This is a genomic window from Paraclostridium dentum (genome assembly GCF_048568265.1).
GTDB lineage: Bacteria > Bacillota > Clostridia > Peptostreptococcales > Peptostreptococcaceae > Paraclostridium > Paraclostridium dentum.
In genome coordinates, this window is record NZ_CP183813.1 from 1,966,453 (window position 1) to 1,983,233 (window position 16,781).

Sequence of the window (16,781 nt, forward strand, 5' to 3'; positions counted from 1 at the left end):
CTTATATTAATTTTAGCTCTTTTATTTTATTTAATAATAAAGATGATACTTCTTCACCCGTCCAAGTTTCTTTTTCTACATTTGAAGTAGGTGGGAAAATTTTTAAAACTTGAGTTGGAGATCCATTTAATCCATAATTTTTTTCATCTTTGTCTTCAAAATCATTAAGGCTAATCATTGGTATTTCTCTATCTTTAGTTTCAAGTTTTAATTTAAAAGAAGGTAATCTTGGTTGGAAAATCTCTTTTTCAACTGTTATTAAACAAGGAAATTTAATTTCACAAATTTCGCGAGTATTAGGCATATCTACTTCTACTACTATACTTTTTTCTTTAGTTTCAATTAATTTTGTTACATTTGTTACATGAGGTATATTTAAAAACTCAGCTATTTCTGGTCCAACTTGCGCAGTATCTCCATCAGTTGTTTGCTTACCACAAATAATTAGATCAGTGTTCCCTAACTTTTTAATTCCTTGTGAAATTGTATATGAAGTTGCAAGTACATCAGCTCCTGCAAATTTTCTATCACTGACTAATGAACCCTCGTCAGCACCCATCATAAAGGCTTCTTGAATTACTTGTTTTGCTTGTGGTGGTCCCATACTTAAAACTTTTATTTTAGCATCATTTTCTTTTTTAATTCTTAATGCTGTTTCAAGAGCGTACAAGTCATATGGATTCATTTTAGAATCGACTCCATCTCTTTTTAAAACCCCTGTCTTTTCATCTACTTCTACTTCAGATGTTCCTGGAACTTGTTTTATACATACTAATATTTCCATATTGCTTCCCCCTTTACTTTACTATCACTGATACTCCATCAGGTATAACAGCTATTTTTGAGTTTTTACCTTTTATGTCAAAAGCCATTTTTAAAGCTTTATCAAAACTATGTGCATGTTTCATGTGCATATCTTTAATCATATTAGGGTCACATAAGTTTGTAACCATTATTACTGTAAACTTTTCTAGAATTCTTGCTAATATTTGAAACTCCCATTGGTCTGGAATAGTTTTATCTTTTGGAATTTTTCTTACTTTTTCTAATATTTCACTAGGTGAAGATGCATTTGCTACGCTATCATAAAAAGATTGACCTCCATGTCCATCATTACATGCAGATATCATAATTATTACTCCACCATCTTTGCATGTAGCCTCTGCTGCAGTCATACCTTTTACAGTTTGATATATATTTTGATCTAATGGATAACCTCCATTTGTACTAACTACAATGTCAGCATCAACTTTATCAACTTTTGATAGTTTAGTTACAAATTCACAGCCTACCTCATGAGCTTCTTTAACATCGCCTGCAAAAGCACCTATAACTTTTTTATCTTTATCTATAACTACATTTAAAATAAAGTCTAAATTAACGCTTTGCGCTGCATACAACATATCTCTATGAATTGGATTATTTTTTAGATTTCCTGTTCTAGCGTAAGGACTATCTATAAATTCAGAACAGTGATTATACATTATGGTTTTAGCAGATGCAACTCCTGGAAGTACACTTTTTCTTCCACCTGAAAAACCTGCAAAGAAGTGTGGTTCTATGAATCCTTCAGCTATTAATAAATCAGTTTCTATAATTGCTTTATTTACAATTAAATCTCCTCCAGATGGAAGCGTTCCAACTTTGACCATAGCTTGTTCATCTGTTGAAAAGTGCATAATTATTTGCTCATTATCCACTATTTCTTCTCCCATTTTATATACAAGTTCTTCTCTTGTACTCGGTCTATGAAACCCTGTTGATATTATTATTTTTATATCTATATCAGGATTTGAATTTCTTATTTTCTTAAGCATTATAGGTAACGTTATCCTACTTGGTACAGGTCTAGTGTGATCGCTAGTTATTATAACCATGCTTTTTTTCCCCTTAACTAGATCTTCTAATTTTTCACTTCCTATAGGATTATCTAAAGCTTGTTTTACTATCTCCCCTTCACTTAATTGAGATTTAAAATCATGAGCTTTGGATTGCAAAACTTTTATCATGTTTTCATCTGGTATATTTATGTTCATACCAGTTTTTGAATAAGGTACTTTTAACTCCATTTATGCCCCTCCTCTTGAAATGCAGCACTACTTAGTAGCGTATAGTTTTAGGTTTGTTTAATCGTTTTCCTGTTTTTTATCAACATTGGTATTATGGTCATACCAGTTTGTAATTTCATGATAGTAAATTTTCTAAAGATTTACAAGCATTGTTTTTATTTTAACAAAATATATATTATTATTTGATTTTCAATTTACTTTTTATTCATTTTAAAATTGATAAATATTTCCAAATAAAAAAATATAGATTTCTAAATTTAGAAATCTATATTTTTTCCATAGTAAATTTTATTAAATCTAAGTGCTCTTTCATGTATTTGTATGCACTTTCAGGATCTCTATCTATAATAGCCTCACAGATTTTTTTGTGTTGTAAATTTAAAGTTTCTTCTTCATGGTAAAATTCTACTATCTTTTGTCTTGAATTTATAATAAAATTTTCTAATAAATTTAATGATATTGTATATAAACTTTTTATCAAAAAGTTCTTACTCATGCAAGTAATTTTATAATGGATTTCTTTATCAATTTCTCCGTTATTATAAATTTCATCTTTTTTTGTCAATCTTTGTGAAATCATTTTCAACTCTTCAAGTTCTTCGTCCGTTGCTCTTATAGCTGCTAATTTAACTGCTTCTAGTTCTATCATCTGTCTTAATTCAATTATATCTTTATAGTCTCCATTGTTTAAAGTAAACATCATGGATAAAGGTTGCATTAATGATGTTTCAATTTTATTACAAATAAAATTCCCTTCACCTTGTCTACTTTCTATTATCCCCATAGTTTCTAAAACTCTAAGCGCTTCTCTTATCGATGTTCTACTTACTCCCATTTTTTGAGATAATTCACGTTCTGACATTAGCTTATCTCCGTTTTTAAGTTTTCCTTCTAATATCATATTTTGTATCTGATTTATAACTTGTTGATATATTTTTTCATTAGTTATATTATTAAACAATTCAATATCTCCTTATATTTAAATATTTCATTTATATTATACTATAAAAAAATTTGATTTGCTTAAATGACTTTTCAATATTGATATATACATTTTCAAAAAATAAAAAATGCCATTTAAAATAATTTTAAATAGCATCTTTCATTTTTTCTAATTTTCATTAAATTCTATTATAAATATAACAGAGTTTTTTCCGTTTTTTATATTGTATTTAAAACCGTGCTCTCTAAGTATTTGACTTACTATATAAAGCCCCAGTCCACTTCCTCCAGTTTTTCTATTTCTTGATTTTTCTACTCTATAAAATGGTTTAAATAATTTATCTTTATGCTTTTCATCTATTGTAATACCTGTATTTTCTATCTCTAAAATTGCATTTTCTTTCTTGTATAAACGTATTAGTAAGTCCGCATTTTCCGGTGAATACTTAATAGCATTGTTTATTAAATTATTTATAGCTTTTGCTATTCTCTCTTCATCCGCATTTATAAATATTTCACCTTGATATTTTACATCTAATTTCAATTCTTTCTCTTCAATTAAATACATTTGTCTTTTTATAAGCTTGTTTATTAAACTATTTAAATCAAATTCTTTGCTTTCAGATTTTTTTTCCAAAATTTCAAATTTAGATACCTGAATCATTTCTTCTACTAAAGTTTTTAATTCTTGAGTAGAATCATATGATTTTTGCAAGTATGTATCGCGATCTTTATATTTACCAATATTATAAATCATTCCTTCTAATTGTCCACTTATAATGGTTATTGGTGTTTTTAGTTCATGAGATATAGTTGCTATAAACTCTTTTCTTTTAGCTTCTTGCATTCTTTCACTTTCAATTATATCAATAAGAGGTTTTGTTACCCATTTTGAGAATGCATATGAGGTTATTATAGATAATACTATAGCAACCCCTATTATTATAGGCATTAAATCTAATATTACAGTAGTTGCTTCATCTACTGGTTGAAGCGGCATACTTATATCCAAATAATATGGAGTATCACTGTCTCTTATATACAAAGCTACTGTTTTTTGATAGTTTTCATAAGAGTCACTAATATTATTAGAATACGGCAAAAATGAAAGTTCTTTATTTCCATATTCAACTTTTCCATTTGAGTCTCTTAATAATACACCTACATTTTCACGCTGTGAAATTTTATATAAATGTTGTTTTAATCCCTCTAAGTCATCTCTTCTTGATCTCGCTGCTAAAACCGTCAATCTATCATTTATAGACTCCACCTTATATTTTTCATAATAAGGTGGTAATAAGAAGTATAAAATAAGATATATAGTTACTATAAGCCCTATAGACAATGTTGTTATTATTAAAAATATTTTTGTACTTATAGCTAATTCTTTCCATTTGTTTCTAATTCTTATCAAGGCTGTATCCTATTCCTTTCACTGTTTTTATATATGGAATTCCAATTTTTTTTCTTATATTTTTTATATGAGCATCTACAACTCTAGTATCCCCATAGTAATCATATCCCCATACACTATCTAATAAATTCTCTCTAGTAACTACGTGAGGATAATTCTCTATTAAAGTCTTTAGTATGTTAAATTCTTTTAATGTCAATTCTATTACTTCATTATCTAAAAATGCTTGATATGTGTTTAAATCTAAACTTAACTTTTCAAAACTTAATGTATTAGACTCATTGTATTTAGAACTTCTTCTTAAAACGGCCTCTACTCTTTTCATCAATAAAGTAAATGAAAAAGGTTTTGTTATATAATCATCGCACATTAACTCAAATCCTTTAACTTGATCACTTTCTTGATTTAATGCAGTTAAAAATATTATAGGTACATCTGAACTTTGTCTTATCATCTTACATACAGCATGTCCATCTAAATTAGGCATCATTACATCTAGTATAACCAAATCAAATTCGCCTTTTTTAAAAGCTTGTATACCCTCTATTCCATCATTCGCCGATTCTACACTATATCCTTCTGCACTTAAAAATTCTACTATCAATTCTTGTATGTTACTATCATCTTCTATTACTAATATATTTTTATTTTTCATCATAATTCTCCTCTAAATTTCAAAATCACTTATATCTATATTATAATTTGCATATGAATTTTCTATGAATATAATTTTTTCACATTATACAAAATTAGTTTATATATAAATTTTAGCATAAAAAATACGAGTATAAAAATAATTCATATCATTTTTATACTCGTATTTTACTTTCTTTACTTCGTTATACTTATATATTTTTTAGTACTTATTATATAAAAAATTAAATATATAAAACTAAATATAATTAATGATACTCCTATAAGTTCTAAACGATCTGAGTTAAACATGGAATTAACAGCATAACCTGCAACAATACCATGTATAGACCCAACTATAACAGGGAGTATAAAAAATATTCCTAACTGCTTAAACACTGCTTTATTTATATATTCTTGACTTACTCCAATTTTTCTTAAAGTATTAAACCTTTCTTTATCTATACTAGCATCTTGAATACATTTAAAATACATTATACTGCCTAGCGATACTGTAAATACAAGTGCTAAGAAACAACCTACAAAGTATACTCCATTTATAGCATAATATGCACTTTTATCAAATTGATCAGCACTATAAATTTCACTTTTTGAATTTTCTCTCATGTATTGGGCTATCGAGTTAGTGTTTTCAAAATTTTTAAGTGTAATGCCTTTAAAATATAATTCTTTTTTATTTAACTTAGTTTTTAATTTTTCATAATCATTATCATTTAAGACTAGTGTACCATTAGTTAATTGTCCCATTATATTAGAAGGTATATTTTTATTTATTTTTATTGATTCATTACTTATTTTTAAATTATCATTTATTTTAAATGCATTCATAACCCTTGTATCTACTAATAAAATTGCCTCTCCTTTTTGAGGTTTATTTTTTTCTATATCTTTTTCATGTTTTACTTTTCCATGTTTTAATAACTTTTCTATATCTGAATATTTAGCTAAATACACATCATTTATATACATACTTAAATTTGATTTGTATGGAATTAAATCTACAGTAGTTCTATACTTAACACCTTCATTACCTAAATTTATCGCCATATCCAAAGCCTTATCATCATCTTTATTTTCACTTGTATAATATATACTATATGGGTATTCATTTTCAAATCCTGACGAAAAACACGAACTCATACAAAATGCAACCATGATGCAAGTCAAACTACAAGCTATTAATATTGCAGCTTGAGCTAACGTTTTGTTATTATCTTTTATCCTAAAAATAATATTATTATAACTTACAATGTTTGTTTTTGAGTATAACCTCTTTTTATTTTTTATAATATTTCTTATAAAAATCGAGAAAAATCCTCTGAATAAAAAATGAGTTCCTATAATGGTCATAATTACCGTTGCCATTATAGCTATCGGAAATGCCACATTAGCTTCTTTATATTTTAATATTAGCAAGTACCCTAGAATAATTATTATAAATCCTACGACCCCTTTAGTATTGTTTAATTTGTTATTTTCTAATTGGTATATTTTTTTTGCATTTATAAGTTTACTTATATCTGTTTTTATTAAACAAATATATTCTTTTATAAAAACACCAATCAATATAATCAAAAATATTAGCAAAGTCTGGATTACTGAAATAAAGTTTATCTCAAAATTTATTACTTTATTTACATAAGATAGTTTAACTAAAATCATTAAAAATATCTTATTCAAAAGTATTCCAATCCCCATACCAATTATCATTGATATTAGCCCAATTATAAGTGCTTCTAATGAAAACATCAGTGCAATCTGCTTATTTTCAACACCCATAAATGTGTATATTCCAAACTCTTTTTTTCTTTGTTCTATAAAAAATTTACTTGAATAAGAAATAAAAAATATAAAGAAAAATATTAGAACAAAAGCGCACATTCCTCCTGCCATAGATACTGCATTTAAGTCTTTTATTTCAAGGAATTGTTTACTGAAAATTAAAGTTGTGAAATTGTAAAATACAGCAATTGAGAAAACCATAGAGAAAATATAAACTCCATAGTTTTTTATACTTTGTCTTATATTCATTAAACTTAGCTTAAATAAATTCACTTACTTCACCTCCCATAGAAGTTAATAAGTTCATTATTTGCTTAAAGAAATCTTTTCTATTTCCATTACTATCTATCCTAGTGTTTAGCCTACCATCTTTTATGAAAATAATTTTATCTGAGTAACTTGCTGTAAATGCATCGTGTGTAACCATTATTATAGTTACATTAAATTTTTTATTCATCTCTTTTAAACAATTTAAAAGTTCTGATGCAGATTTTGAATCTAATGCTCCTGTAGGTTCATCCGCAAATATAATAGATGGTGAAGTTATTATGGCTCTTGCTGCTGCAACTCTTTGTTTTTGTCCCCCTGATAATTCATATGGATAGCTTTTTAAATGTTTTTTTATGCCAAAGAAACTAGCTAGTTTTTCAACCTCTTTTTGTATTTTATCAGGCTTTTCGTTTGCTATAACAAGAGGTAGTGCTATATTGTCTTCTATACTCATGTTATCTAATAAATTATAGTCTTGAAATATAAAACCTATATTATCACGTCTAAACCTAGATAATTCTTTATTTTTTAAAGAATGAACATCTTCATTATCATAGTAAACTTTTCCTTCACTAGGTCTATCAATAGTAGACATTATATTTAAAAGCGTAGTTTTCCCTGCCCCAGAAGGCCCCATAATACTTATAAACTCTCCATCTTTGACCTCTAAGTTTATATTTTCTAGAATTTTAAATGTATTTTTATTATTTTTAATACTTTTATTTAAATTTATTACTTTTAACATACCTTACCCTCCAAATTGTAATTATTTTATACTTATATTGTATAAGCTAATTACCTTGTAATCTATCCATCTACATTACAGTTCAGAGGCTTAATATTACACTTATGTAACATTGAAGTAATCTGATAATTTATAGAATGTTATACATACATTACAAAATTCATTTTCCTTTGATTCTATACTTATATCATGACTTAATTTATTTAATATTTTTTTTGATATATATAACCCCATTCCTGTAGATTTGGTTATTTCGTTATGTTTGCCTACATACCCTTTATCAAATACTCTATTTATATCCTCTATTTTTATACCAATTCCATTATCCTTAATGTGAAGTTCTATTCCAATTTCCGAATTTTGTAAGTAAATTTCTACAACACCATCTTCTTTAATATATTTACATGAATTATTTATTATTTGTTCAATTATATGCATTACCCATTTTTTATCACTTAACACGTTATAATTTAAATTCCCTATTCTTAACTCTATCTTATTGTATATAAATAAATATTTATTCTTTTTTATAATTTCTTTTACTATTTTTTCTAAATTTATTTCTTCTATTAAAAAGTTGGAACTATAATCTCCACTTTTACTAATATATAAAGCTTGTTGAACTAAACTATCAATTCTTTTAAGTTCAATATTTATTTGTTTGTGTAACTCGTAATTCCCAAAATATTTATTTTCTAGCTCTTTTACTCTTTGACTAATAATTTCTAAAACCGCAATAGGAATTTTAATCTCATGTATCCATTTAGTCATATAGTCATTTATCTCTTCAATTTCTTTTTTCAAACTTTCTACTGTATTTTCATTTTCTAATAATTTATTATCTATCACTTCTTTTAGCTTATTATTTTTAAATTCGTATGTTTTATTATTATTTATATATTCAAATAAGCTTTTATAGTTTTTTATGTATGAACGATATCCAAGTACAAAGAAAGCAATACATGCAACTACAATCATTGTATCTATATATATTAAACTATTCAAAACCTTTTCTAATCTAAGATCTGCAATTATATTTATATTAACTATAACCACTATAAATGTAACTAAGTATATAGATAATTTAACTTGTTTTATATAATTTTTTAAATTCATTGTATATAATACCCCTGACCTTTTTTAGTAACTATAAAATCGCTCAAACCTATATTTTCTAAAGTTTTTCTGAGCCTATTTATATTTACAGTTAAAGTATTTTCACTTATAAACTCTTCACTATCCCATAATTCTTCTATTATTGTATCTCTACTAACTATACTTCCTTGATTGTTCATTAATATATTAATTATTTTAAACTCATTTTTACTAAGTTCAACGAACTGATCATTGAAATAAATCTTACTTTCTAAAATATTTAAAATTACATCTTTATATTTTACAATATCAACTTTTAATGAATTGTTGTATGAGTATGTTCTTCTTAATATAGCTTGTACTTTTGCAACTAATACTTGAGTTGAGAAAGGTTTTATTATATAGTCATCAGCTCCCATATTTATAGACATAACAATATCCATATCGTTATCCCTAGATGAAATAAATATTATCGGTACTTTTAATATATTTCTTATTTTATTGCACCAGTAAAATCCATCATAAAATGGTAAATTTATATCCATCAATACCAACTTAGGATTAATTGCTATAACTTCTTCTGCTATATTATCCAAATTTTTTGCTTCATGTGTCCTATATCCCCATTTACTTAAGCACATATGAATTTCTCTACTTAATGCTTTGTCATCTTCTACTAAAAAAATGTCTATCATAATACCCTCCTTTTAAAACATAATATATATTTTGCCAATTATATATTATAGCACACTTTAAAATTTCATAATTTGATATAATATTCATAGTTATGATAATATATTGTAATAAAATTTACTTAAAATAAAATGAGGTAGTAATATGATTATTTTTAATACGTTTATAGAAAGCTTTTTAAATTTAGCTAGTGTTTTAGGAGTTTTTATAGTTTTTGGTATTTTATTAAACTTAATTGAATCTAAAAATAATGAACTCATACAAAATTCACTTGGAATAAAATTTATAGTATTTACTGGTTTTATAGGAACTGTAGTTCATGAGTTAAGCCATATGCTAATGGTGTTTATATTTAACCATAAAATAGTTAAGATTGAATTATTTAGACCTTTTAAATATAAAGAAGATGGAGTCTTAGGATATGTGAAACATACTTATAATTCAAGTAATCTATATCAGCAAATTGGCAATTTTTTTATAGGTATTGCCCCTATGATTTTTGGTACTTTATTCATATGGATACTTTTAATTTTATTTTCTAATGATACATACCAAGTACTTACAAATAATATACATATTGATTTGTATATTAGATACCTTGAGTCAACTGACTATTTAAAAGTTTTTAGTCTTTTAATTAATGATACTTTATTAATATTAAAAAGCATGTTCTCTCTAAAATATTTAGCTGATTTAAAACACTTAATTATGCTATTTTTCATATATTCTATAGCCACACATATGAGTTTAAGCCTCGCTGATTTAAAAGGAAGCTTTAAAGGTTTTATAGTGTGTTTTATTTTTGTTTTTATAGTTACTCTTTTTATCAATTTATTAAATCAAGCTAATTTGTTTAAAAATATTTTTATATTTAAGTTTAATGTTTATGTTTTTTTATTTTTAACTGTAGGTTTAATTTTTTCATTATTAACACTTTTTGTATCATTTTTAATAAATATTATAAAAAATTCACTTTGTTCATAACGCCAACGACCTTAAAAATCAGGTCCGTTGCTCAAGTTATCAGCCGGAAATTATATTTATCCATAGTTCAGGATAAAGTATAATTTCCATAAGAATAAAAAGGTGAGTAATTGTTATAATATAGAAAATAATATATAATGATATTTCGTATTTTAAAGTTTAGAAAGGGTTGATATTTTGGAATTAATATTGATTTTAATAGCATGTATATTAGGATTTATGTTTATTAAATATTTATTTAAAAAGGTTATGCTATGTTTGTTCATTTTAGCTTGTTCAGGGGGAGTAAGCTTTATATACAAAATACCATATAGTGTAAGTGTTTTTTTAATTTCAGTAATAATTTATTCATTTTATTCTATTTTCTCAGAAATGAAAAATATGGGTTGTAAGCTTTTTAAATCGAGAAAATTATATTTAGATGGTTGGTCTGAAAAATTAGTAGATTTGCTATTTAGTATAAATTACATAGTCTTTATGATTACTTCTTATATGATATTTATGAGAATGAGTTTTTCTATGATAGATATATTTGAGTTAGGTACTGCATTTTTTATAACATTTTTATGTATATGGATAGTTGGTCATAGTAAAAAATTTGTTTTAAAATTTATAAGGCCTAAAGAATTTGAAATTTAAAATAAACATAAAAAAAGCAGGTATATATTATATACCTGTTTTTTATGTTTATTTTAAATTATGACATGCAACAAAATGCTCGCTATCTGTTTTAATCATAACAGGTTCCTTTTGTTCACAAATCAAAGTTTTATGTTTACATCTAGTTCTAAACCTACAACCAGATGGTGGATTTATAGGGCTCGGTACATCTCCATCTAAAACTTCTTTTTTTGTTTTTTCTCCGATAATTGGAATACTACTTAATAAAGCCTTTGTGTATGGGTGTCTAGGGTTACTGTATATATCTTCGCTGCTTCCGATTTCTACTATCTTTCCTAGATACATAACTCCAACTCTATCAGATATATGTTTTACCATAGATAAGTCATGTGCTATAAATAAGTAAGTTATCCCTAACTCTTCTTGCAAATCTTCGAGTAAATTGATAACTTGAGCTTGTACTGAAACATCTAAAGCTGATATAGGTTCATCACAAAATATAAAATCCGGCTTCACTGAAAGTGCTCTAGCAATTCCAATACGCTGCCTTTGTCCTCCACTAAACTCATGTGGATATCTGTTTGCATGCTCTTTTTTTAATCCAACTTTTTCAAGCAGATTATATACAATATCTTTTTTCTCACTCTTAGAATAATTCGTATGTATATCTAATGGTTCACAAATGATTTCCATTACATTCATATTAGGATTTAAAGATGCATATGGATCCTGAAAAATTGTTTGTGTTCGTTTTCTAAATTCTTTTAAATGCTTTTCATTTTTTTTAGATATATTTTCTCCATCAAATAAAATTTCACCATCTGTAACATCATATAATCTTATTAAAGTTCTTCCTAATGTAGATTTCCCACAACCACTTTCTCCAACCAATCCTAACGTTTCACCCTTTTTTATATAAAAACTAACATCATCTACAGCCTTAACTTCCTTTACATCTTTTTTTATTAAACCACTTTTTTGAATAAAATATTTTTTTAAATTTTTAACTTCTATTAAATTCATTTTTTCCTCCTGAATATTTCCAACAGTCTACTTTATGATTTTCATTAATTAGTTTTGTTGCAGGTCTTTCAATGCACAAGTCCATTTTTTCATTACATCTATCATAAAATGGACATCCCTTAGGAGGTTTTAGTAAATTTGGAGGTGTACCCTCTATAGATGTTAATCTTTCTTTTTTAGTGCTAACCCCTCTTGGAATTGATTTTAACAATCCTATAGTATATGGGTGCTTTGGATTTTCAAAAATCTCATCTACCGTTCCTATCTCCATTATTCTACCGCCATACATAACAACTACTCTATCACAAGTATTGTAAACTACGCCCAAATCATGTGTTATTAGCATTATAGAGCTATCTTTATCTTTATTTAAATCTTTTAAAAGATTTAGTATTTGAGCTTGTATAGTAACATCTAATGCTGTTGTTGGCTCATCAGCTATTAAAAGTTTGGGATTAGAACTTATAGCCATTGCTATACACACCCTTTGTCTCATTCCACCACTAAACTCATGAGGATACCTATTTACTCTATCTTCAGGTGAGGGTATTCCTACTTTTCTTAAAATTTCAATAGATTTTTTTCTAGCTTCATTTTTATCTAAATGTTGATGCCTAATTATAATTTCTTGTATCTGGTTTCCAACTGTTATAAGCGGATTTAGGGCAGTCATAGAATCTTGAAATATCATAGATATTTTATTGCCTCTTATTTTCCTCATATCTTTAGTACTTAATTTTAATAAATCTATTTCTTCAAAAAGTATTTCGCCATCTTTTATTTTTCCTGGTTTCTCTATAATTCTCATTATTGATTTTGATGTTATACTTTTTCCACTTCCACTTTCACCAACAATTCCAACAGTTTCTCCTTTAAATACATCAAAGCTAACATCCCTAACTGCTTCAACTTCTCCTTCTTGTGTAAAGAAAGACGTTTTCAAGTTTTTGACTTCTAATATTTTTTCCACATTTCTCACCTACCTGTCATTTGCTTTTGGATCAAATACATTTCTTAACACATCTCCAATTAAATTAAAACTAAGTACGGTCAATAATATAAACATACCTGGGAAAAATGCTAAGTAAGGCGCATCCATCAAATAACTTTGAGCATCTTTCAACATACTTCCCCATGATGCATTTGGCTGAGTTACTCCAACACCTAAAAAACTTAATGATGATTCTAACAGTATTGCGGTTGCTATATTTATAGTAGCTGAAACAATTATAGTTGGTAGTATGCTTGGAATTATATGCTTAGTTATTATTTTAAAAGAGCTTTGTCCCGACGCTTTTGCATATAATACATACTCTCTTTCTTTTACCGATAGTGTCTCTCCCCTTACAATTCTAGCAATTGACATCCATCCTAAAAATCCAATTATAAGTATTAAGTTTTTAACTGATGCCCCTAAATAAGAATTTATAACCAAAATTAAGAAAAATGTTGGAATACACATAAGAATATCTATACTTCTCATTATAAAATCATCTATTTTACCTCCAAAGTATCCACTTATAGCCCCTATAATAGTTCCTACCAATGTAGATATTATCATTGCCATAAACCCTACCATAAGTGATATTCTTCCACCATAAAGGGATCTAGTAAAATAATCTCTACCTACATCATCTGTTCCAAATAAATGTATTAGGCTCGGTCTTAAAAGCCTATTAGTCGGATCTATCTGATTAGGGTCATAAGGTGATAAAAATGCAAAAACTGAAGCGATTGTAAAAATCACAATAATTGCAATGGCTAGTATTGCTAGCTTATTTTGTTTTAAATTTATCTTTAAATTTTTAATTACTCTATCATTCATTTTACTACCCTCTCTTATGATTTAATTCTAGGATCTACCATTGCATATAGTATGTCAGCTATCAAATTCCCGATTATCAGCATAGCCGATGAAAATAAAGTTATTCCCATAACTACTGGGTAGTCATATCCAAAAATTGCATTTACTCCTAGTTGTCCCATTCCTGGCCATCCAAAGATAGTTTCTGTTATAAAGGCACCTGTAAAAATACTAGGAAGTGACATTCCAAATATAGTTATCACAGGCAATAAAGTATTTTTTAGTACATGTTTAAAAAGTATATCTTTCGTGCTAGCTCCATATGCATATTGAGTAGTGACATAATCTTGTTTTAATTGTTCTATAGTACTTGAACGAATGTATCTTATATACACTGATAAATTGTAAAAACTTAAAACCGTAACGGGTAATATTAAATGATTTATTAAATCTAAAGTTGTATCTACTCCAATAGTCCTCATACCTACACTAGGAAATATATTTAATTTTATTGAAAAAACATATATTAGCATCATCGCAAACCAAAAACTAGGTATGGAAATCCCAATATATGAAACTACATTTAACACCTTATCTATTATTGAATTTTTCTTATAACCTGATATAAGCCCTACTGGTATTGATATCATAATAGATATTACTAATGCACTTCCAGAAAGTAAAATAGTTGGTCCTAACCTTTCCAATATAAGATCTAGCACAGGCTTACTATTAACCATTGAGTATCCTAAATTTCCTTGTATAGTGTTAAATAGCCATTTAAAATATTGAACTATTATTGGATCGTTAAGTCCTAAACTTTCTCTAATTCTTTCTATATCTTCTACATTCATATCCGGTGATATGTATGCCTGTAGTGGGTCTCCTGGTGCTAAGTGCATTAATATAAATGATATTATAGTTATAAAAAACAACATTGGTATCATATTTAAAAGTCTTTTTATAATTTTTTCTTTCATACTGTCACCCCAATCTAAGCTTACTTGAAAAGAGCTGTTTCTATTATGAAACAGCTCTAAAATTTATATATCATTTTCACTACTTCTTATTTAATTTAGATAAATCTTGGAACATATATATCGGAACTAATTTAGCTTCATCTATTCCTGTGTATTGTTTATCTATAGCAACCATAGATTTAGGATATGCTATAGGGTATAATGAAACGTCTTCAACTACTTTTTGTTGAATTTCTTTATACAGTTCTCCTCTTTTAGCACTATCTGTCTCTATAGATGCTTCCTTAAATAGTTTATTTACTTCTTCATTTGAATAACCTTGTACATTATTTGACTCTTCATTTGTAAATATAGATGCATATGCCGCTGGTTCATTCCCCATAACATAACCATTTATAGCCATATCAAATGTTCTAGTAGATAAATCTTCTGTAAATAATTGACCTAAAAATGCACTTCTTTCTAGAGGCACTAAATCAACTGTTATTCCTATTTCTTTTAAGTTATTTTGTATCACTAATGCTATTGATTCTAAAGTTTTATCTCCATTAGTGTATCCTAATCTTAATTTTAAGTTTTCAGATCCTGCAGATTTTAATAATTCTTTAGCTTTATCCTTGTTATAATCATATTTTTCAACATCGTCTGTGTAATATAATGTATTTGGCGCAAATAATGAGTATGCTTTTTTAGCATATTTATCTGACCCATAAGCCGATGTCATTATTTGATCTTTGTTTATTGCATAAGCTATAGCTTGTCTTACTTCTTTTTTAGCTAAATCTTTATTTTCTTCACATAAAACTAAATTATCTACCATTCCCTCATCAAATATTTTTACATCTAAATTTTTATTCTTTGATACAGTTTCAACTTGGTCTGGTTTAACATAATTTGCTTGAACTTCTCCATTTTGAAGCGCCATAGCAGCTGAATTTCTATCTGAAATTATTCTATATGCTACAGTATCTAAGTTTGGATCTCCCAAGAAATAATCTGTATTCTTATCTAGTAATATACTTTCTCCAGATTTTACTTCTTTTATTTTATATGGTCCAGAACCTATAGGTGAATTGTTTTTTTCACTCTTAGCTATATCTTTCTCCCCTTCAAATATATGCTTTGGTATAGGTCTTAAAGAGCTTAGTGTATCTTCAAATGACATTAAAACTGATGGCAATTTAACTTCAAAATTTTGATCATCTATTTTTTTGAATTCAACAGGTTCTCCATTTACTAAAAAATCTGCTCTTCTTATTGAATTTTGATTTTTATCCATAATAGCATTATATGTATATATAATATCGTCTGTAGTTATAGGCTTTCCATCATGCCACTTTAAATTATCTCTTAATTTAACCTTATAAGTTAAATAATCATCTGATATATCAACTTTTTCAGCTAGATAGAACGTTTTCTTCTCACCTTCTATAACGTATAACGGTGAATAAATAGCATTCATAAGCGTCATTGATGCTCTATCATTGGCATACAATGGATTTGTAGTTTGCGGATTTCCCCCCGCTACTAAAGTTATAGATTTACCACTTGAAGCACTATTTGTTTTTCCCGAGTCTTTGCTTTCAGAGCCTTTAGCTGAGCAGCCTACAGTAAACAGCATCGTACTGATTAGTCCTAGCGATATTAATCGTTTTGCAATTTTCATTTTAATCCCCCTTGAAATTGTATAAATATTAGATATTAG

16 protein-coding genes are annotated in these 16,781 nt (G+C 26.9%); 2 read left to right on the top strand and 14 right to left on the bottom strand.

Going from position 1 to position 16,781, the window contains the following annotated elements:
• Position 1: 1 nt before the first annotated feature.
• From ACN6I1_RS08965 to ACN6I1_RS09005, 9 genes are all read right to left on the bottom strand, one after another.
• A complete protein-coding gene (locus tag ACN6I1_RS08965) occupies positions 2-784 on the bottom strand; it encodes an electron transfer flavoprotein subunit beta/FixA family protein (protein ID WP_085282011.1) in 783 nt (260 codons plus the stop codon).
• Between the two features lie 13 nt (positions 785-797).
• Entirely contained in the window at positions 798-2,069 is a 1,272-nt protein-coding gene (gene larA / locus ACN6I1_RS08970) for a nickel-dependent lactate racemase (protein ID WP_419741678.1), read from the bottom strand.
• Between the two features lie 265 nt (positions 2,070-2,334).
• Positions 2,335-3,030, bottom strand: a complete 696-nt coding sequence (locus tag ACN6I1_RS08975) for a FadR/GntR family transcriptional regulator (protein WP_021431169.1) — start codon at positions 3,028-3,030, stop codon at positions 2,335-2,337.
• A 150-nt stretch (positions 3,031-3,180) separates the two neighbouring features.
• Positions 3,181-4,425 carry a sensor histidine kinase gene (locus ACN6I1_RS08980; RefSeq protein ID WP_025162934.1) on the bottom strand — a complete coding sequence of 415 codons (1,245 nt, stop codon included), beginning with the start codon at positions 4,423-4,425 and terminating at the stop codon, positions 3,181-3,183.
• The gene (locus ACN6I1_RS08985; protein WP_021431171.1) at positions 4,412-5,080 is read right to left on the bottom strand and encodes a response regulator transcription factor; all 669 of its coding nucleotides are present in this window, start codon (positions 5,078-5,080) and stop codon (positions 4,412-4,414) included. The genes ACN6I1_RS08980 and ACN6I1_RS08985 overlap by 14 nt, the downstream gene beginning before the upstream one ends.
• A gap of 176 nt (positions 5,081-5,256) precedes the next feature.
• A complete protein-coding gene (locus tag ACN6I1_RS08990) occupies positions 5,257-7,134 on the bottom strand; it encodes an FtsX-like permease family protein (RefSeq protein ID WP_419741679.1) in 1,878 nt (625 codons plus the stop codon).
• On the bottom strand, positions 7,121-7,876 hold the full coding sequence (locus ACN6I1_RS08995; protein WP_021433416.1) for an ABC transporter ATP-binding protein: 756 nt from the start codon (positions 7,874-7,876) through the stop codon (positions 7,121-7,123). Before ACN6I1_RS08995 ends, ACN6I1_RS08990 begins: the two co-directional genes overlap by 14 nt.
• Positions 7,877-7,978: 102 nt before the next feature.
• A complete protein-coding gene (locus ACN6I1_RS09000) occupies positions 7,979-8,992 on the bottom strand; it encodes a sensor histidine kinase (RefSeq protein ID WP_419741680.1) in 1,014 nt (337 codons plus the stop codon).
• Entirely contained in the window at positions 8,989-9,666 is a 678-nt protein-coding gene (locus ACN6I1_RS09005; RefSeq protein ID WP_021431175.1) for a response regulator transcription factor, read from the bottom strand. Before ACN6I1_RS09005 ends, ACN6I1_RS09000 begins: the two co-directional genes overlap by 4 nt.
• A gap of 142 nt (positions 9,667-9,808) precedes the next feature.
• On the opposite strand from ACN6I1_RS09005, the gene ACN6I1_RS09010 reads away from it, so the two are divergent.
• On the top strand, positions 9,809-10,648 hold the full coding sequence (locus ACN6I1_RS09010; RefSeq protein WP_419741681.1) for a hypothetical protein: 840 nt from the start codon (positions 9,809-9,811) through the stop codon (positions 10,646-10,648).
• Between the two features lie 177 nt (positions 10,649-10,825).
• Entirely contained in the window at positions 10,826-11,287 is a 462-nt protein-coding gene (locus ACN6I1_RS09015; RefSeq protein WP_419741682.1) for a hypothetical protein, read from the top strand.
• 48 nt (positions 11,288-11,335) lie between these two features.
• Here the strand turns inward: ACN6I1_RS09015 and ACN6I1_RS09020 are convergent, their stop codons facing one another.
• The 5 genes from ACN6I1_RS09020 to ACN6I1_RS09040 form a co-directional block, all read right to left on the bottom strand.
• Complete coding sequence (locus ACN6I1_RS09020) at positions 11,336-12,292, bottom strand: ABC transporter ATP-binding protein (RefSeq protein ID WP_419741683.1); 957 nt, start codon at positions 12,290-12,292, stop codon at positions 11,336-11,338.
• On the bottom strand, positions 12,273-13,262 hold the full coding sequence (locus tag ACN6I1_RS09025; protein WP_419741684.1) for an ABC transporter ATP-binding protein: 990 nt from the start codon (positions 13,260-13,262) through the stop codon (positions 12,273-12,275). Before ACN6I1_RS09025 ends, ACN6I1_RS09020 begins: the two co-directional genes overlap by 20 nt.
• Before the next feature lie 9 nt (positions 13,263-13,271).
• Entirely contained in the window at positions 13,272-14,117 is an 846-nt protein-coding gene (locus ACN6I1_RS09030) for an ABC transporter permease (protein WP_419741685.1), read from the bottom strand.
• Positions 14,118-14,131: 14 nt separating this feature from the next.
• The gene (locus ACN6I1_RS09035) at positions 14,132-15,076 is read right to left on the bottom strand and encodes an ABC transporter permease (protein ID WP_150843047.1); all 945 of its coding nucleotides are present in this window, start codon (positions 15,074-15,076) and stop codon (positions 14,132-14,134) included.
• 79 nt (positions 15,077-15,155) lie between these two features.
• Positions 15,156-16,742, bottom strand: coding sequence for an ABC transporter substrate-binding protein (locus ACN6I1_RS09040; RefSeq protein ID WP_419741686.1), 1,587 nt, complete (start codon positions 16,740-16,742; stop codon positions 15,156-15,158).
• Between the last annotated feature and the right edge of the window lie 39 nt (positions 16,743-16,781).